Genomic DNA, 19,847 nt, shown 5'->3' with positions numbered 1-19,847 from the left:
CATTGCCTTAATCTTAATTCCCACCTTTTACCTTCATCGGTAAAACAAAAACGGATTCAGAGGCAGTAATAAAAAGAATATCCTTGTTCTTACCACCGAAACAAACATTGGCAGTCCATTTAGCAGGCACCTCAATCTGCTCTATTTTCTTTCCTTCAGCGTTATAAACAGTCACTCCCCTACCTGCCAAATATACATTGCCCTGGTTATCAATCGTCATACCATCTGAAAGGTCTTTGGCAAACTCTATTTTATTACTTAATGAGCCATCAGCATTGATGTCGTATCTGATTATTGCCCGGTTCCCCATGTCAGATACATACAGATATTTATTATCAGGAGTGCCAATTAGTCCATTAGGTTTTTTAATCTCCGGGTCAACCAGAATGGCTTCACTTTTACCCTTGGGCAAATAATATAGTTTTTCTCCTTTCATTGCAGGATCAGGACTTTTTCTTTCCCAATAGTCTCTTTGAAAATACGGGTCCGTAAAATACATACCCCCTTTTTTATCTATCCATAAATCATTCGGGCCGTTAAATATATGCCCCTGATAGCCCTTTAACAAAACCGTAACTTTTTTATCCGGACTTATCGACCATATTTCGTTATGCTCGTCGGCACAAGTAATCAGATTTCCTTTTTTGTCAAAATAGGTTCCGTTCGATCGCCCGGCTTTATCTAAAAATACCGAGAGTTTACCTTCGGTATCATATTTCCAGATTTTGTCGTTAGGCTGATCTGTAAAATATACATTCCCCTTTTTATCTGCTGCCGGCCCCTCTGTAAATGCAAATTGGTTTGAAACCAATTGTGGCTTGGCGCCATCGGCTATAATGCCCGATTGCTGACTGAATACTTTCATAGTTATACAAGATGCTAAACACATAAGTATAACCAGCGTTCTTTTTGAATTGTTTTTCATTGTATGATCAGAATTGTTTGAATAGATGCTTCTGTAAAAATAGAAATAACTCTGCAGAGTACTAGATATCAGTTATAATTTTAAATAATAACATACTGAACAAATACGGACGGGCATCTGTGCACCAAAAAAAAATAGCCTTACTGTTGGCAAGGCTATTTTTTTGAGTACTCTATCATCAGCTTAAATGCTTATCTTTTTTCTCTCTGTCCCAGAAACGATGTTGTGCTATGGCACTCACAAATTCTTCCGTTGATTGGTTAATCAATACTCCGGACAAAGGATGTGTTTCTTTAGCCAGTTCTTTCATGATTCTTTTCGAAGTTCTTAACAACTCAATGCCTCTACCTTTGGTAGCAATAGGTTTACAGTGTTTGTAAGCCTCTTCTATAAACTCAGCGGCATTAGGTTCATCAAGCAATGTCCCTACACTTTTTGCTCCATCACATACAAAAACCGCATCAAAAAGTACGGAAGCAGCCATTAGCAAACTCTGGTCAGCTTTTATGTCCTCTCCACTTTCACTCTTAATCATTCCCAGTTTTGGTGCAACAGTAGTAACTTTGGCGCCTTCCTTCTCCATGGCCCGCTTCATTTCATTGAATGATTTCTCTTCAAATCCGTCAGCCAGCAATACAGCAATCTGTCTTGTTTTGATTGTATCTTTACTGGTATCATTCATGCTTAGCGCCGCTGATTTTTTGAGCGTCTGCTGCACAAAAATCGGCTGATAATTTTGAGGATCCTCATCAGCAGGAACACTATGGTTAATAGGATATTCTAAAGTTTTTGGAACGGTTAACCCGAGTCCATCAGCCACGTTTTTGGCCAGAGCCTCGTTAATCTTTGATAATAAGCCAAGCATTCTGTTTCTTATTTCAACGGTTTCCACCTTGCCTAACTCGAATCTTAAAGCATCCGTCAAGTGCTGTTTTTCTGCTTCTGACTGGCTCTCATAAAATAAAGTAGCCTGACTAAAATGGTCAAGAAAACTCTTGCTTCTGCCACGTATTTTTTTACTGTCTATCCGTTCGGTATAACTTTTGAATCCGCCATCGGCAGCCTTGGCCTGAAACGGGCACCCTCCGCCTAATGTGTTAGGGTGATAACTCACTTTACCTGTATTGATGGTTTGCCTCATAAAACCATCTCTTTGATTGTTATGTGTAGGAGATACCGAACGGTTGATTGGGATCTCATGAAAATTAGGTCCACCTAATCGTATCAATTGAGTATCTGTATACGAAAACAACCTACCTTGCAAAAGGGGGTCGTTAGTAAAGTCTATGCCAGATACCAGGTTACCGGGATGAAAAGCTACCTGCTCTGTTTCGGCAAAGAAATTGTCAGGGTTACGATTCAACACCATCTTACCAATTCGCTTTACAGGTACCAGTTCTTCCGGTATAATTTTGGTTGGATCCAGTAAATCAATCTCATATTTAAACTCATCTTCGTCAGGAATAATCTGTACACCCAGTTCCCATTCCGGAAAAGCTCCGCTTTCTATGGCTTCCCATAAATCTCTTCTATGGAAATCAGAGTCTTTTCCTGATATCTTCTGGGCTTCATCCCAGCATACGGAGTGCACACCAAGCAGGGGTTTCCAATGAAATTTAACGAAATGAGACTTCCCTTCGGTGTTAATGAAACGAAAAGTATGCACTCCGAATCCTTCCATCATGCGGTAGCTTCGTGGAATGGCCCTGTCACTCATTACCCACATAATCATGTGCATGCTTTCAGGCATCAGCGAAATAAAGTCCCAGAAAGTATCGTGAGCCGATGCAGCCTGTGGCATTTCGTTGTGTGGCTCCGGTTTAACGGCATGTATCAGATCCGGGAACTTCATGGCATCCTGAATAAAAAATACGGGTATGTTATTGCCTACAAGGTCATATACACCCTGCTCTGTATAAAATTTCACGGCAAAACCCCTTGCATCACGAGCCAGGTCGGTTGAGCCTCTAGAACCGGCAACAGTTGAAAATCTGACAAATACAGGTGTTTTGAGCGATGGGTCTTGCAAAAAATGTGCTTTTGTATAGGCCCCCATTGACTCATACACCTGAAAATACCCGTGCGCAGCTGTTCCTCTGGCATGTACAATCCGCTCTGGAATGCGCTCATGGTCAAAATGCGTTATTTTCTCGCGTAGAATGAAGTCTTCCAGTAAAGTAGCCCCGCGTTCTCCTGTTTTCAAAGAATTCTGGTCATCATTGATGGGCAAACCATGATTGCTCGTAAGCGTCTGGCCGGTGGCATCAAGAGTGTTGATACGCAGATCTTCTTTCTTTTTATCCTCTAACGATTGGTCAGGATGTTTCATGACTATTAAGTTTAAGTATTGTAAATTAACTATCACTCAATTCTCTATTTTTTATCTTTTTTGTTGTCTTTTTCATTATTACTATATTTTGCAGTTGACTACCTCATTTTGTTTTTCCGGTCTTTTCTCGTTTTTCAATGCTTTTATCTATTATTAACTCTTCTTCTTCCGACAACTCCACCAGCACCGCATCTTTATTCGGTTCTATGCCCCTGCCAAAATGCGTGGCAAATTGTTTGGTGAATTCAGCCCCAAAAAACACTATCATACAAGAATAAGATACCCAGAGCATCACCAATATAATAGAACCTGCTGCACCATAGGTTGACCCCGGCTCGGCTTTACCAAAATAGACACCCAAACCAAACTTGCCTAATATAAAAAGCAAAGTGGTAGCCATGGCCCCAATCCAGACATCTTTCCATTTGATACGTGCATCGGGCAGAATCTTATACATAAGGGCAAACAATACGGTAATAATGACGAACGAGATAAGAAAATTGATTGACTGAAACAGGAATAACATAAAATCGGGCAGGTGCGCTTTTATCCAAGTGCTAAAAGCTGCCAAAGCAGTAGTGAGCATAAGAGAAATTAAAAGCAGAAAGCCTATTGATATAATGAGACCAAAAGAGAACAAACGGTCTTTTATCAGTTTCAACCACTTTTCTTTGCCCTTGAGCTCAGGCTTTACTTTTACCTCCCAAATCTGGTTCAAAGAAGTTTGCAATTGAAGAAATACACCAAGGGCACCAAATATCAGAGAGATGATACCAATAATAGTAGCCCATATTGAGTTTTTTTGCTCACCGGCTTTTGCAATAATATCTTCTATCTGCTTAGCTGCATCTGCACCCATTGCCGAGCTGATCTGGCCTGAGATTTCTCCCTGAACTGCCTCCCGGCCAAATGCAAAACCTGCCAGAGCAATAATTATAACCAGTAAAGACGGTATAGAAAAAATAGCATAATAGGCAATAATGGCACTCTGCCGAAAAGGATCTGCGGCATTCCAGGCTTGAAATGATTTCTTTGTAATGAGCCACAAATTCTTCGGACTTGCTTTTGAATTACTCATAATAGAAAAAAATAAAAACAATAAATCGAATAGTACTCAGATGAGAGAACTTTACCATTACAAGTAAGTATTTGCAAAAATTTTAATCCATATCAATTTTGTGGAATTACTTGCGCACGTTTGTCCGGAGGGCTATTGAACGAAGAAAAAACATCTACAAACCTGTTCATTAAAATTGTGCCTGTAAATAGCAGTTTAGGAAGAAATATTTGAAAAGCTTCGTGAATCACACTCTAATTAGCAACAATTAATAACGAATTGCCTGCAAAAAAGCATTTACGCTTTTGCCTTTGCACAGATTTTTAGCCATTTACTACCAATACATTCAATTAACTCAATAGCGTGTCTGTTGAGGAACAAGTTTGTTTTAAGCAATACAAGTAATAGAATATAGTTATGAACGAAGTAATCATGCAGTTTTTCGAGTGGTACTACCCCGATGACGGTTCTTTATGGAAGAAGGCCAGCCAGGAAGCCGAACATTTACAGAAAGCAGGTATTTCGGTAGTATGGTTACCACCGGCATATAAAGGGTCAAGTGGAACACGTTCTGAGGGATATGATGTATATGACCTATATGATTTAGGAGAGTTTGATCAGAAAGGAACCATCCGCACAAAATACGGAACTAAAGAAGAATACATTGCCGCAATTAATACACTTCATCAGCACAATATACGGGTTTACGTAGATGTTGTTCTCAACCATTTGGGAGGAGCAGATGAAAAGGAAAAGATTATGGTTCGGCAAGTAGATTTAGAGAACCGAAACCAATTCATCGGTGATTCTTTTGAGTTTGAAGCAAACACAAAATTCACATTTCCGAACAGGAATCAAAAGTATTCAGCTTTTGTATGGAATTACGAATGTTTCACCGGAGTAGATTGTGAAACAGAGAATGGCGAAAAATGTATTTACAAGATTAATAACAGCTATGGCGATAGCTGGGAGCAGGTAGTAGGTAACGAAAAAGGAAATTATGATTACCTCATGTTTTCAGATATTGAGTCGAGGAATCCGGCGGTGCGTGAAGAATTAAGGCATTGGGGAAAATGGTATCATGAAACCGTTGGTTTTGACGGCGTGAGACTGGATGCACTCAAGCACATATCTCCTGATTTTTACAACGATTGGCTTGATTACATGAAAACTCAGGTAAAGCCGGACTTATTCGTAATCGGCGAATACTGGTCGTTAAGCGATCTTGGCACATTGGAAGAATACATAAAAGCTACAGAATCACGCGTTCATTTATTTGATGTTCCCTTACACTATAATTTTCATAATGCATCTATAGCCGGTAAAGACTATGATTTAAGAAATATACTCAACAATTCTTTAGTTAGTAAACAGCCTGACATGGCCATTACTTTTGTCGAAAACCATGACACTCAGCCTTTTCAGAGTTTAGAGTCGCCCGTTGACGGATGGTTCAAGCCGCTGGCTTATGCACTCATTCTGCTTCGCCAGGAAGGCCGTCCATGTGTTTTCTATTGTGATTTTTACGGTACCTGCTACGCTGACAAGAAAGATGGCGGAGCAGAAGAGCAAGTGGTTATGCCCAAAATAAGCGCCTTGGAAAAACTACTGAAAGCCAGACAGGAATACGCATGGGGAGCGCAGCGCGACTATTTCGACCAGCCTAATTGTGTAGGCTGGGTAAGAGATGGGGATGATGAACACAAAGGTTGTGTCATACTACTATCAAACGGTGATAAATCTGATAAAACGATGCAGGTTGGTTCAAAATATGCAGGCAAAAAATTTGTTGATTTTCTGAACGACAGGTCGGCGGAAGTTGTGATTGATTCAAACGGTAACGGAAAATTTTACGTAGATGCTGGTAGCATTGCTATCTGGATACCCAAAGATTGATGGTGCATAAAAATAAACGCTAACAATAATTAATTCCACACAATACTATGAAATCTTCAACTAAGAAAATTGACTCAGCCTCTTCCGGAGAACAAAATATGGCCGATAAGCCGGTCTTTGAACGAGCCTATGACCGGCAGGCCAAAAAACTGACAGATAAGGTAGCCATAGTAACAGGAGGAGACAGCGGTATCGGTCGGGCTATTTGCGTAGCTTTTGCCCGAGAAGGAGCCAAAGTAGCTATTATTTACCGCAAAGAGAGCAACGATGCCAAAGAAACCCGGAAACTTGTACAAGAAAAGGGAGCTGAAGCAATTATTATAAGTGCCGATATAAGCGTTGAAAAAAATTGCCGGAAAATCGTAGATACAGTAATAAAGACCTGGGGAAAAATTGATATTCTGGTCAACAATGCGGCGGTGCAGTATCCACAGACCGAAATAGAGAATATCAAGGAGCAGCAACTTCTTCAAACATTCCGTACCAATATATTTTCACAGTTTTTTCTGGTACAGGCAGCACTACCACATCTAAAAGAAGGCAGCGCTATTATCAATACTACATCGGTTACTGCTTATAAAGGCAACCCATACTTGTTAGATTATTCCGCCACGAAGGGTGCCATTGTTTCGTTTACCAGGTCTCTTTCAGGCATACTCAATGGGCGCAAAATAAGAGTAAATGCCGTTGCTCCCGGGCCAATCTGGACGCCCCTCATTACCTCCACTTTTCCTGATGAATCACTGGATACCTTTGGAAAAGATACTCCGATGCAAAGAGCAGGGCAACCTGCAGAAATAGCTCCGGCCTATGTATTTCTTGCTTCTGAAGACGCCAGTTATATTACCGGACAGGTGATCCATGTTAATGGAGGCGAAATTGTAAATGGTTAAGTATCACTGAACATCCCCCACAATCATGATCAATTTGCAACCCAAAGAAATATTGACAGAAAAAGAAGTACAATGCGGTATGAGCCTGAGCATCAGGGAAGGTCTGGCAACTGAAACCATGACGGTACTTACTAGTGGGGCATTTCTTACAGCGTTAAGCCTTTTACTGGGCGCATCTAACCTTCAGATAGGGCTTATTGCTGCGCTTCCGGCATTTTCTAATATCTCTCAGCTACTAACTATCTGGCTGGTGAAACGCTATAATAATCGCCGGGCCATCAGTGTGCTGTTTTCTGTATTGGGGCGTATTCCTATATTGATTATAGGTATCATCGCACTCTTTTTTCCGCGCGATATATCCATTGAATTCATTATTCTGTTTCTTTTCTTTAACTTCTTTTTTGCTTCAATGGCAGGTCTCTCCTGGAATGCCTGGATGAAAGACCTGATACCGGAAAAAGTAATGGGTACGTATTTCTCCAGAAGAAGTGGTTACCTGCAAACTTTGAATGTCTGCATGAGCCTGATTATAGCCCTGACAGTTGATTACATCAAAGACAATTATTCCAAACTTGAATTAGATACCTACGGCACTATGTTTGTAGCAGGAGGCCTTATTGGCCTCATAGGTGTTTTTCTGCTGTCACGCATTCCTGAGCCAAAATCTTTCCTTGGCAACGAAAATATTTTCAGGCTTTTTATCTTACCACTTAAAGACAACAACTTTCTACGGTTGCTTATCTTTAATTCTTTCTGGGTCTTTTCTTTAAGTATTGCTACTCCTTTTTTTACGGTGTTTTTAATGAACCACATGAAGTATTCAATATCATATATTATTACCTTAACCATTATCAGCCAGTTGTGTAGTATTGCCACCATACGAAGCTGGGGAATTTTTGCCGATCGCTACAGTAATAAAACCATTCTGTCTATTTGTGCGCCAATTTATATCATATGTATTGGTGCGTGGTCATTTGTAGGCATTTATACACAGTTCCGTTCGAATTTTGCACTGTTAGTAATCATCTACGCACTCATGGGAGCTACAACTGCCGGTATAAATCTGTCATTGACCAACATAGGTTTAAAACTGGCTCCGCGTAAAGAAGCCATCGCCTATTTATCTGTCAAGAACACCATCACAGCTATTTTTTCCTTTATCGGTCCGCTTATAGGAGGTTTTCTGGCCGATTATTTTACCAACAGGCATCTGAATATCCGCATAGAATGGACCAGCCCATCACTTGAAAAAGTATTCCGCATTCTGTCGCTTAATCAATGGAATTTCCTTTTTATGATAGGTGCCGTTTTAGCACTGATATCGCTGGAATTCCTTGTTCGTGTAAAAGAGGTAGGAGAAGTAGAAAAAAACCTGGTAGTGAAAATTATGCGGAGCAGTATCAGAAACAACCTCAAAGATTACTTTGTATTAGGTAATATGCTGAACTGGCACAACCATCTGATGGCCGTTATAAGAAAGAAAAAACCTGAAGCTATACAAGGAGAAATATCCAAACCGGTTTAACATAGCTCACCATTGGCTAGATGGCTGGCACGGAATATTTATTGATCAATAAATATTAACATCAATATGCCAATGGAAACTTCTTAGTATGAAGCGCGGCCTGATCAAAAAAGAAGATATTATGCAGGGCGTTAGAAAAACTATTCTTCAGGACAGTATCGACAAAATCTGCCTTGAGCATAATGGTGAAATAAGTCTCATTAAGAAAATACGGCTCACAACAAATGAAGGTGAGCTCAGGTGTATCCTCCCTATATTATAGTGATACAATTTCTGTTTTATTCTTGCCAAACAATTATATTTAGGCAATTTTAGTATTTACTGATTTAGGAATGATAAAAATTGGAGTAATTAATGTCTCTGACCGCGCCAGCGCAGGTATATACGAGGATATACCCGGAAAAGCCGTTGTAGAAACCCTGAAAGAATATCTGGTCTCTGAATTTGAGACCGTCTATAAAGTTATACCTGACGAGCAGAACCTGATTTCGGACACATTAATTGAAATGGCTGATATACACGAGTGTTGCCTGATTGTAACAACAGGAGGAACCGGCCCTGCCAAACGCGATGTAACACCTGAAGCAACCGAGGCCGTATGCCAGAAAATGATGCCTGGCTTTGGAGAACTGATGCGGATGGAAAGCCTGAAATATGTACCAACAGCCATATTATCCAGACAAACCGCCGGTATACGCAATAAGAGTCTGATTGTTAATCTTCCGGGTAAGCCCAAGGCCATCCGGCAATGTCTGGATGCCGTTTTCCCTGCCGTTCCTTATTGCATAGATTTAATAGAAGGCCCTTATCTGGTTTGTAATCAGGATGTTATGAAAGAATTCAGACCAAAGAACTAGGCCCAAATAAGCATTGAGAGGCCGAATGATACCAGAAGACAATTATCGTCTATTCTCTTATAAAAACATAAAAACGAGAGAGGCTCCGGAATTCCGGAGCCTCTCTCGTTTTTAACTATACATTAAATCTGAAGTGCATTACGTCTCCGTCGGCCACTACATATTCTTTACCTTCTATACGCAGGCGCCCCGCATCCCGGCAAGCGGCTTCTGAGCCATATTTCACATAATCATCATAACCTATTACTTCGGCTTTGATGAATCCTTTCTCAAAATCAGTATGAATCACACTGGCAGCCTGTGGCGCCTTCCATCCCTCCTGAATCGTCCAGGCTCTTACCTCCTGCACACCGGCTGTAAAGTACGTACGCAAAGTAAGCAATTTATAGGCTGCCCTGATCAATCGGTTCAGACCTGCTTCTTTTAGACCATATTCTTCTAGAAACAAAGCTTTGTCGTCAGGGTCTTCCATTTCTGTAATCTGTGCTTCTATAGAATTGTTCAGCACTATAATCTGTGCGTTTTCCGCATCGGCTACTTTCTGCAATATTTCTGAGTACTTATTGCCTGTATGCATTGATGCCTCGTCTACATTAGCAACATACAGCACCGGTTTAATAGTTAGCAAGAATAAATCTGCTATTGCCGGTAAGTCTTCTTTCGCAAGACCCATCCCACGTACATTCTTACCTTGTAATAACCACTCCTGGCAACGCTTCAACACATCAAACTCAGCTTTTGCTTTGGCATCGCCACCCACTCTTGCCTGTTTTTCGATCTTCTGTATTTTCTTTTCTATACTGTCCAGATCTTTCAACTGCAATTCGGTATCGATAATTTCCTTATCACCTATCGGATTAATATCGCCTTCATCCCGAAGTATATTTTCATCTTCAAAGCATCTGATTACATGAATAATCGCATCTACTTCTCTTATATTCCCCAAAAACTTATTTCCCAGCCCCTCGCCGCGGCTGGCCCCCCTCACTAATCCTGCAATGTCAACAATTTCTATCTGGGTAGGTACTACACGGTTGGGTTTTACCAATTCCGATAATTTATTCAATCTTTCGTCAGGTACATCAACCAAACCCACGTTCGGGTCAATTGTACAGAAACGATAATTGCTTGCTTGTGCTTTGGCACTATTAGATACGGCATTAAAAAGTGTCGATTTCCCAACGTTGGGCAGTCCCACAATTCCGGCTTGTAAAGGCATATTGTATTTAAATCTTTATTCTAGTGAAATTTCCCGCAAAATTACTTTAAAAGCAGGAGAAAGGCAAAAAGTACCTGATTTCTATTTGCAATAAGAAATGGAACAGGAGTATACGCAATTTTGATAGGTTTAAAATAGCAAAGCCTTTGAGGGTTACTCAAAGGCTGAATGTCATTAACTCCCTTACTCAAAAAGCAATTATCAACTAATAAGGGGTCTTACAGATTCCCGTTTTTGAAAATCCGGACAGAATCATCAGCAAAAATTGATAATTGAAATTTTGACAAGAATTACTCCCATTTTAGATCTGAACCACCACCTGCAGCGTAGTCTTCCGTTTCTTCTCCTGAAACCGGTACTTGTTCGTTTTTGTACTGATCGAAGTCAAAATCTGGCATTAGCTCGGTTTTAATGTGGTCAATTGTTTCTTGCAGAGCTTCAAGGAATTTGTTAAAGTCCTCTTTGTACACAAACATCTTGCTCTTTTCGAATACAAATCCCCCATCTTTCTGAAAACGGCGGCTTTCGGTGATAGTAAGGTAGTAATCACTTGAACGGGTGCTTCTTACATCAAAAAAATAAGTACGCTTACCCGCTCTTACACGTTTAGAGTAAATTTTGTCTCTGTCTTCTCTTTCCACAATCCTTTTAAGTTTTAGAGGTTTAGAATGAATTTCAAATATAGGTTTTTATTATTTTATGCAAAATATTTTATTAGGATTTTCAAACAAAAATAATGTTAATTTTATTTCAAATCAGCAATTTTCAGCATAAATATTTTAATTATCATTTCATTACAAAATTTTTGATTGTTTTCTGCCTTGCCGAAATTTTTGTATCTATGCATTGCAAAATCAAATTTCAACCCGGAATGACACTAAAAACGATATCTTTTTTATGTTTACTCATTCTGCTTAAACCCACGCTTTCTTTTGGTCAGTCATCTTATATCGGAACCGAAATCTTCGGAAAAGCTTCGTATTACGAAAACTGGTTTTATGGAAGAAAAACCGCCAATGGTGAAATTCTGAAAAAGAATTTATTTACCTGTGCTCATCAAACACTGCCCTTTGGTACAATGATAGAAGTAACGAACCTGACAAACAATAATTCGTGTATTGTTAGGGTTAATGACAGAGGGCCTTATATGAAGAAAAGGATTATTGATTTATCGCAGGTTGCGGCCCAACAATTAAACATGCTTCACCCCGGCGTGGTTAATGTTAAATTAACAATAGTAGGCGAAAACAATAAAATATACATTGCAAGCCCCGGTTCAATGGATAAAACTGCTACCGAAATCGTGAACGAACCCGGAGAAAAACATGTGCAGGTACCATTGAAACCTAAAAACAAGGCAGTCAGAAGCAGGTCGTCAAAGGCGGCGAAAGAAAAAAGGGCCGTGAGAAGAGCCGTAAATACTACACCACCCAACGACCCGGGCAAACAGCAGAAATAAAACTCAGGAGTGTAACCATGATAGATTTAGTAAAAATAAGAGAATACGGCAGCATCGAATTCCTGGCCAAGCAACTGGTTGAGGGGTTTATTACCGGTTTACACAAATCTCCCTTCCACGGGTTTTCGGTAGAATTTGCTGAACATCGCTTATATAATACCGGAGAAAGCACACGATACATTGACTGGAAAGTATTTGGTAAAACCGACCGCCTGTATGTAAAACGCTATGAGGAAGAAACCAACCTGAGGTGCCACCTGCTGATTGATACTTCGTCGTCAATGTATTATCCCGAAAAAACCAATGGTAAAATTAACTTCAGCATCATGGCAGCCGGGGCTTTGGCGTATATGCTGCAAAAACAAAGAGATGCCGTTAGCCTGACTACTTTTTCGGATGGCATTGAAATACAAACTCCGATCAAATCAACGGCCTCGCATATACACAAGATATTTCTTGACCTAGACTCACTTTTGCAGAAGCCTAAACCCAACAAAAGAACTTCGGTAGTAGAAACCCTGCACGAAATAGCAGAAAAGATACATAAACGCTCACTGGTAGTGATTTTCAGCGATATGTTCGACGACATCTCGAATACAGAACGTCTTTTCTCGGCCATGCAGCACTTGCGCCATAATTTGCACGAGGTGCTGTTGTTTCATGTGACCGACAAAAACACAGAGGAAGACTTCAATTTTGAAGAACGCCCTTATGAGTTCATTGATCTGGAAACCGGAGAAAAAGTAAAGGTGCAGCCGTCACAGGTAAAAACACATTATCAGGCAGCTATTAAAGATTTTTATCATAATCTGCGCATGAAATGCGGACAGTATAAAATAGATTTTGTAGAAGCCGATATTTCACAGGGTTTCGATCAGATTCTCTCAGCTTTTCTTGTCAAAAGAGGCAAAATGAAATAGTTTTCATTTCGTTGAAATCCCAAACTTTTATATGCTATGAATACGGGCAGACGTTTATTTCTGGGTTCTTCTGTGATTGGCGCAGGGTACCTCATCTATAGACAATTATTTGGAGGAACCCCGGTTAAATCTACTTTAAGTACTACTGAACTGGCCGACGTTACTGTTGCGCCTATGCCTGAGGTAATCGTTCCGAATGGCTCATTTACCAAATTTGAGACAGACACCCTGCCCGCATTAGTAAGTGGTGTAAATGATATACCTACAAAAAACACACTTGGTTTCGAAGTGTTTCCAAATATCAACGGTCAGCCTACTCAGCAATTCAACAGCCGCTTTCTTTGGGGAAACGGTATTGAGTTCATGAATCATAGCGGCGATACGCCACCGATAGGCTTAGCAAAAGGACTGGCTACCGGATTTGACAATTGTTTTCTGAATACACTGAAAGGCGTGCCCAGCGAACACCGGTATAAATGGACACTTTTCAACGATTTTCTGTTCTGGCAAAAAAGTCACACAGATCTGGAAAGAATTGGTGGCGAAACTTATGGCGCCATGAAAACCCAATCGATTGATTCAGACGGAAAAATGGCTCCTTTTTCTTATACCATGCTCGATATTGAAGCCGGCGTAACCGACTTCTCAAAAATAAGTTCTTTTCTGAAAGGCTACTACGCCGTTGCCAAAGCAGATAACCCAAAGCACACAATCATTTTGTACAGCTATGTCCCCAATAAGGGTTTTACCTACTGGCAGAGCGGATACTATTATGATGGCGACGATGTACCGCTCGACAAAAAATTCTTTCCTTATAGCAAGCATTCTTACAATGAAGACAAAGCAAAAGTCAGTAGCGGCGTAATCAACAATTATTTCAGGGGTAAAGACCTGATGTACAATATTCTGGTTAGTTATCAGAAGGTCAATCTGCCCATCACGACCCCTATGTACCAGAAAGATGCTCAAGGCAGGTTTATAGTGGATACCAACGGAGACAGGGTATTAAGAAGTGAGGCTTTTGAGGAAATGCAAAGAGGTGAGCTTATCAGGTTTTCAGAGGCCGGTGAAAGAAAAAATATTTCCTTGGCAGAAGGACATAACTTTGGAGAATACCGTTTAAAATCTGAACTCTATCATGGCATTAATCAGTTCGGGGGGTATTATTCCGAGGTTTTCTTCAGGCTTCAGATGTTGGCTAAAGATTGTGGATTGAACGAAGATTTTCAGAACATACATGCCATTAATAATCCGTATCAGACGGTCGGAGTTTTACGGCATGACCTGGAGTCGAATCCGTATACTAATCTTTACCGACCCATGGATCGGGTTACGTCAGAATGGCACGCGGCGCTGGTATACACATTGCTGAATAATCTGCTGATCTGGACAAACGTAACAGGAGGCAACATAGGCCTGACAAAAAAAGGAGCCTGGCTCAATGGTAATTTTATTCCGGATTTGCACCTCTCAACCCCTGAAGGGAAACCATTTGCGCAGGAATACTTTGGCGACGGTGCCGGAAAACCAAAAAAGGAAGGCCATTTAGGTAATTACAGACAATGGGCTGCCAAAATGTATCAGATGCAGGCAGAGAACAGAATTTATGGTTTATGGCAGAAAACCGACAAGATATTAGGGTTGGCTCATCCTGAACAAATCATTAACGGACAGTTTCCGGCTGTGGGCAGACTACAGGGAAATGTGCTTAAACTCACCGCGCTGGAATCAAAACTTGAACTGGGTGAGAGTTTTAAAATTAATATCAAAAACACGAAGAATAATGCCGTTTTTACCAAAACCCTGTCTTCAAAAGCGGTATTGAATAAAATAATAGTTTTGCCTGCCGGAAAATACAATGCTCAGGATGTTTATCTGGAATATACGAATCCGGTTAAAGGCAAACTGCAAAGAGTAAACGGACGGGGAGAAACCGTTTAGTTTTATCGTCTCAAAGAATCCCAGATTACGCTGAAAGTAAAATAGCCTTTCCCACTAGTGAGTGTGGCATGTGAAAACGAAAAACCGAACTTTTTCAAACGCATATTGCCACCGAACGAAAATCCCCCTGCCCCGCCTAAAGAACTGACAGCTAATTCCTGATGGCGCAGATGATTGTATCCGGCCATCAGATGAAAATTCTTATGCAGTATTATTTCTGTACCTATCGCAAAATGCCGGAACACCTTATCAGCCACTGATATTTTTTTTGGAACCCTGTTTCCTTGATCGTCATAAGTATAGTTAAATGAAGGGTCATTATAGGCGATATCAAAAGCATATAAATGATGTGCCGTGAGCGAGAATCGCACCGGCATATGCTCAGGCTTAAAAGTAGTGCCCAATTGCAGGTCAAAGGGTATATCCGGACGTATGTTTCCATAGCTTTTTATAACAAAGCCCACATTTTTAGCCACGAGTCCAAAGCTCAGATCATAATCCGGATGTTTGAAAGTCCCGCCCCAATCGGTGAGAAGTGCCATTGAATTGTATGATTCCAGAACCGACCCAACCAACTTTGCAGTAATACCAAAAGAAATGTGGTTGATTCGCCGGGCATGCGTTACTCCTAAAGAAAAATCGTTAGCAGAAAACTCACCCGTGGCATTCCCTATTGCATCAGTGCCCTGAAAAGTACCATAGTTGAGGTTTTGCAGACTGATACCCCACTGGCCTTCATTCATACTTCCTTTAAACTTTGGTGCATAATTCAAAGTAAAGAAATTACTATGTGCCAGATAAGGCGAATAATTAATACCTATTTGACCCTGCTGCGACGAATCCAGTAAAGCCGGGTTCGCTGTATGTAGATTAACGTCTTTATCAAAGAGAGAGACATTTACCCCTCCCAGCGCATTTAGGCGTGCATTATTGGGTAAGGTTAAAAAAGAAAAACTGTTTTGTGCTATGGCGTTGGTGCTCAAAAAACTACAAACTGAAAGAAAAACAATGGGTTTAAAAAATGAAATAGCCCAACTTAATACCCACCGTAAGGCGTGGGTATTTGTATTTCTTTTCACTGTGTCTGAGTAAATTATTTCCATAGTACCTGAAATCTGCTATAAATTATTGACCGAGCAGCCTGATAATGCTTTAGCATATGACCATAATTGTTTTGGAATGGCTGCATGAGACTATCAGTTTTTTTTCAGATAGGCAATCACTGTTTTTCTGATGTCATTCCTTACATCATTTTCATTGAATGTATCTTTAACCGAGATGATGTCCGGATTCGTTTTGATGAAAAAATCCAGATTCCTCTCTTTTCCGGTCAGTAAAAAATCGCTGGTTACTACCTGATACTCCTGATTCACATCCAGCAGTTTGCCGTTAATTTTCCATTCGTTTCTGGCTTCATCGTAGCTTATTCTATCCCATTGCAGATAGCCGCCGCTACCTTTATTTTTCAAACCTATTTCAAGTGTTCTCTCCAATAAACGACCTCTCATCTTCACTTCTATTACCTTTCCGCCAAACGGCAAAATTCTGAGCACATCCAGTTGCGTAATTCTGCCGGACACCACATCATCTATTCTGATAGAACCACCATTGAAAAAGGTACAATCGGTTGCTTCAGGTGTGGCAGCTGTCATGGCTTTAGCTATCATATTTCCCATTGGCGCCTGTTGATTCCTCACTGTTGACTCATGCCCATCCAGCGGTTCTTTTAAATCAGCAATAACCTCATTTTTATCAATACCAATGGCCTTGAAACTGGCATCAGCAATATCTTCCCATTTTTTCACCACAACTGCCGTTCCGGCATGATCCGGTATCTGATTATCAATTTTGCGTAATTCTGATTTTACAATTGTCTTTTTATTGGCCTTACTGTACACAATTCGATGGATGTAGGCAGTTTTGGCATTGGCATCAGCTTTAGCCATTATTACATTGCCAATCTTTTCAATCATGTTGTCGTGGTCATGCCCTCCCATCAGCAGTTTTACTTCGGGCAACATGCCTGCCAGTTTTATGTCGTCTACCTTATTAATATGTGTAAGCCCCACAACAAAATCACATTGAGGTTTCAGTTCTTCAAAAGCCTTTTTTGCCGACTCAAAGAAATCATCATACCAGACATAATCTTTTGGGTTCGAAGGCAATACTATGCCAAACATCCCCATTTTTATCTCTTCCCCTTTCGCATTCTTAAAACTGAAAATTTTTGTCTTAACAAAAGGCACTTTCATTCCGTTTATCACTTTGCCAAAGGGTTGCAGTTGTCCGTTGACCTTCTCTGAAGCATTGGTATTCAGCCAATCAAACTTCGACTCATTGATACGTTCCTGTAAATCTTTTTCGTCCAGGTCAAATTCATGATTACCAAAGCACACCCAGTCAAACCCAACGGTATTCATTACATCAATCATTTGTCTTCCTTTAATTCCTTTTCCCTCATATCTTAACGTACCTGTTACTGACGGACTGAGGAAGTCTCCGGATAATACAGTAATTGTATTAGGATTTTCTTTCAATAATTGCTCACGCACGGTGGCAACTCTGGCTAACCCTCCTACCTTGCCGTTGTCCAGAGGTGATATCTCATACACATCATTGAGATGCAGGAATGTAATGGCTACTTCATCCTGATTTATTCCGGCTAACTGCGAAGTGCGGCAAGCTCCCAGCAAAAGAGCTATGGAAAACAAAAAAAGTAGTTTTTTCATCATATAAAAAGCTTTATCAATCAGTTATAAACAGGTTCAGATTATTATGTTTAAGTAGATAAAAAGCCCTCGGTCTATCCACTTTGAGGACAGCAAATGTATACAAAAAGCGTTACTCATACTAAATCCGTTTCATAAATGCTTACCGGGTATCGGGCAGAAGTGCTTTGTAATGATAATTAAATACATAAACATATACTTACTTACGGGGCTTGTTGAAAAGACTTACTTCTTAAAACCATCGTTTCAATTTCACATACCTATAAGCATCTGTGAATCAACAATTTAAAACAAAAATCAAAAACTTATCAGATTTTAGCCGACAGAGTTCGACAAAAAATCGTACCTTTGTATCCCGTAATCAAAGATATCAATACCACATGTCAATGAACGGGCAACCCCGCAATCCGAAGTATATTTTCGTTACGGGAGGCGTAACTTCATCACTTGGAAAAGGCATTATCGCTTCTTCCTTAGCTAAACTCCTACAAGCCAGAGGCTTATCGGTAACTATTCAAAAATTCGATCCTTACATCAATGTTGACCCCGGCACATTGAATCCTTACGAGCATGGCGAATGCTACGTAACCGATGACGGCGCCGAGACAGACCTTGACCTGGGCCACTACGAACGTTTCCTGAATGTTCCTACCTCGCAGGCAAATAATGTAACCACCGGACGTATCTATTATAATGTAATTATGAAAGAGCGTAAGGGGAGTTATCTCGGTAAAACCGTACAGGTAATTCCGCATATTACCGATGAAATCAAAAGAAACATTCTGCAACTAGGTGAAACCGGCAATTTTGACATTGTCATTACCGAATTAGGCGGCTGCGTGGGTGATATCGAATCATTACCTTATGTAGAAGCCGTACGCCAGTTAAAGTGGGATCTGGGTGCAGATAATCTGCTTGTGGTTCATCTTACCTTGGTTCCTTACCTGCAGTCAGCCGGTGAATTAAAGACCAAACCTACCCAACACTCGGTTAAACAATTACAGGAGTCTGGTGTACAACCGGATATTATTGTTTGCAGAACAGAACATCCGCTTCCGCAGGATATCCGCAGGAAAATAGCGCTTTTCTGTAATGTTGAGCAAAATTCTGTTATTGAAGCCATGGACGCTGAAACGATTTATGATGTGCCATTGTTGATGCAGAAAGAAAAGCTTGACCAACGTGTATTGTATATGCTCGATATATACAACGATCAGGATGCTGACATGGATAACTGGAAGAAATTCCTGAGCCGTTTCAAAAATCCTATTGAACAGGTTACCATAGGGCTGATCGGGAAATATGTAGAACTAAAGGATGCTTACAAGTCAATTGCAGAATCTTTTATTCATGCAGGGGCAGCCAACGAATGTAAGGTAGTTGTTGAATGGATACATTCGGAAAGCCTGACTCCGGAAAACATCGCCGAAAAATTTGCCGGCCTGGATGGCGTACTGGTAGCTCCCGGATTTGGAGAACGCGGCATAGAAGGCAAAATTGCGGCAGTCCGTTATGTAAGAGAAAACAACATTCCGTTCTTTGGTATCTGTCTTGGTATGCAAATGGCATGTATTGAATTTGCCAGAAATGTGATCGGTCTGAAAGAGGCCCATTCGACTGAAATGGATCCAGATACGGCCTATCCGGTAATAGATTTAATGGAGGCGCAAAAAAATGTAACTGACAAAGGCGGCACCATGCGTTTAGGAGCTTATGCCTGCAAGCTGAAAGATAAAACACTGGCTCGTAAAATTTACGGGAAAGCGAATATCAGCGAGCGCCACCGCCACCGTTGGGAGTTTAACAGTAAGTATCAGAAAGACTATGAAGCAGCCGGAATGGTGATTTCTGGTGTTAATCCTGACAGCGGACTGGTAGAAATAGTGGAATTGCCTAATCACCCGTATTTTATCGGTGTGCAGTTTCACCCGGAATTGAAAAGTACGGTTATGAACCCGCATCCGCTTTTTGTTAATTTTATAAAAGCGGCCATAGCTTATTCTTCGAATAAAAAGCTTGCTTTAAACTAAATTAAATCTTTGAGAACCAGGTTCTTAGAGATAGCCTAATAATTAGGAATTATTATCATTCTTTGCG

At 40.6% G+C, this 19,847-nt stretch carries 15 protein-coding genes; 8 read left to right on the top strand and 7 right to left on the bottom strand.

Translation table 11 applies throughout. From position 1 onward, the window contains the following. Positions 1–13 precede the first annotated feature (13 nt). The 3 genes from AC1RRY_RS05745 to AC1RRY_RS05735 all read right to left on the bottom strand — a co-directional run bounded on the left by AC1RRY_RS05745 (position 14) and on the right by AC1RRY_RS05735 (position 4,332). Positions 14–865 (bottom strand): SMP-30/gluconolactonase/LRE family protein, encoded by an 852-nt coding sequence (locus AC1RRY_RS05745; protein WP_492817523.1) that lies wholly within the window; start codon positions 863–865, stop codon positions 14–16. A 238-nt stretch (positions 866–1,103) separates the two neighbouring features. Continuing rightward, a complete protein-coding gene (locus AC1RRY_RS05740; protein WP_492817525.1) occupies positions 1,104–3,254 on the bottom strand; it encodes a catalase in 2,151 nt (716 codons plus the stop codon). A 103-nt stretch (positions 3,255–3,357) separates the two neighbouring features. Next, a complete protein-coding gene (locus tag AC1RRY_RS05735) occupies positions 3,358–4,332 on the bottom strand; it encodes a YihY/virulence factor BrkB family protein (RefSeq protein ID WP_492817527.1) in 975 nt (324 codons plus the stop codon). A gap of 396 nt (positions 4,333–4,728) precedes the next feature. Here AC1RRY_RS05735 and AC1RRY_RS05730 point away from each other — a divergent pair, with 396 nt between their 5' ends. The 4 genes from AC1RRY_RS05730 to mog all read left to right on the top strand — a co-directional run bounded on the left by AC1RRY_RS05730 (position 4,729) and on the right by mog (position 9,482). Continuing rightward, entirely contained in the window at positions 4,729–6,207 is a 1,479-nt protein-coding gene (locus AC1RRY_RS05730) for an alpha-amylase (RefSeq protein ID WP_492817529.1), read from the top strand. A gap of 47 nt (positions 6,208–6,254) precedes the next feature. Further along, entirely contained in the window at positions 6,255–7,100 is an 846-nt protein-coding gene (locus AC1RRY_RS05725; protein WP_492817531.1) for an SDR family oxidoreductase, read from the top strand. A 25-nt stretch (positions 7,101–7,125) separates the two neighbouring features. Next, complete coding sequence (locus AC1RRY_RS05720) at positions 7,126–8,625, top strand: MFS transporter (RefSeq protein ID WP_492817533.1); 1,500 nt, start codon at positions 7,126–7,128, stop codon at positions 8,623–8,625. Positions 8,626–8,957: 332 nt separating this feature from the next. Then, positions 8,958–9,482 (top strand): molybdopterin adenylyltransferase, encoded by a 525-nt coding sequence (gene mog / locus AC1RRY_RS05715; RefSeq protein ID WP_492817535.1) that lies wholly within the window; start codon positions 8,958–8,960, stop codon positions 9,480–9,482. A 115-nt stretch (positions 9,483–9,597) separates the two neighbouring features. On the opposite strand, the gene ychF is transcribed toward mog, so the two are convergent. Then, a complete protein-coding gene (gene ychF, locus AC1RRY_RS05710) occupies positions 9,598–10,701 on the bottom strand; it encodes a redox-regulated ATPase YchF (RefSeq protein ID WP_492817536.1) in 1,104 nt (367 codons plus the stop codon). A 290-nt stretch (positions 10,702–10,991) separates the two neighbouring features. Further along, positions 10,992–11,342: a DUF3276 family protein gene (locus AC1RRY_RS05705; protein ID WP_492817538.1), complete on the bottom strand. Its 351-nt coding sequence runs from the start codon at positions 11,340–11,342 to the stop codon at positions 10,992–10,994. A gap of 230 nt (positions 11,343–11,572) precedes the next feature. Here AC1RRY_RS05705 and AC1RRY_RS05700 point away from each other — a divergent pair, with 230 nt between their 5' ends. From AC1RRY_RS05700 to AC1RRY_RS05690, 3 genes are read left to right on the top strand one after another with little or no spacing between them, the layout of a single operon-like run. Next, a complete protein-coding gene (locus AC1RRY_RS05700) occupies positions 11,573–12,160 on the top strand; it encodes a septal ring lytic transglycosylase RlpA family protein (RefSeq protein WP_492817540.1) in 588 nt (195 codons plus the stop codon). A gap of 17 nt (positions 12,161–12,177) precedes the next feature. After that, positions 12,178–13,080 (top strand): DUF58 domain-containing protein, encoded by a 903-nt coding sequence (locus AC1RRY_RS05695; RefSeq protein ID WP_492817542.1) that lies wholly within the window; start codon positions 12,178–12,180, stop codon positions 13,078–13,080. A gap of 36 nt (positions 13,081–13,116) precedes the next feature. Beyond that, positions 13,117–15,021, top strand: coding sequence for a hypothetical protein (locus AC1RRY_RS05690; protein ID WP_492817544.1), 1,905 nt, complete (start codon positions 13,117–13,119; stop codon positions 15,019–15,021). A 2-nt stretch (positions 15,022–15,023) separates the two neighbouring features. On the opposite strand, the gene porQ is transcribed toward AC1RRY_RS05690, so the two are convergent. Together porQ and AC1RRY_RS05680 are read right to left on the bottom strand one after the other, a co-directional pair. Further along, positions 15,024–16,124 carry a type IX secretion system protein PorQ gene (gene porQ / locus AC1RRY_RS05685; RefSeq protein WP_492817546.1) on the bottom strand — a complete coding sequence of 367 codons (1,101 nt, stop codon included), beginning with the start codon at positions 16,122–16,124 and terminating at the stop codon, positions 15,024–15,026. A gap of 93 nt (positions 16,125–16,217) precedes the next feature. Then, positions 16,218–17,750, bottom strand: coding sequence for a bifunctional metallophosphatase/5'-nucleotidase (locus tag AC1RRY_RS05680; protein WP_492817548.1), 1,533 nt, complete (start codon positions 17,748–17,750; stop codon positions 16,218–16,220). A gap of 380 nt (positions 17,751–18,130) precedes the next feature. On the opposite strand from AC1RRY_RS05680, the gene pyrG reads away from it, so the two are divergent. Next, entirely contained in the window at positions 18,131–19,780 is a 1,650-nt protein-coding gene (gene pyrG, locus AC1RRY_RS05675) for a CTP synthase (protein ID WP_492817550.1), read from the top strand. Positions 19,781–19,847 lie beyond the last annotated feature (67 nt).

The organism is Emticicia sp. GW821-FHT11C11, assembly GCF_058808615.1.
The sequence above is the reverse complement of the archived record's forward strand: the minus strand, read 5'-3'. Positions and strand labels throughout refer to the sequence as shown.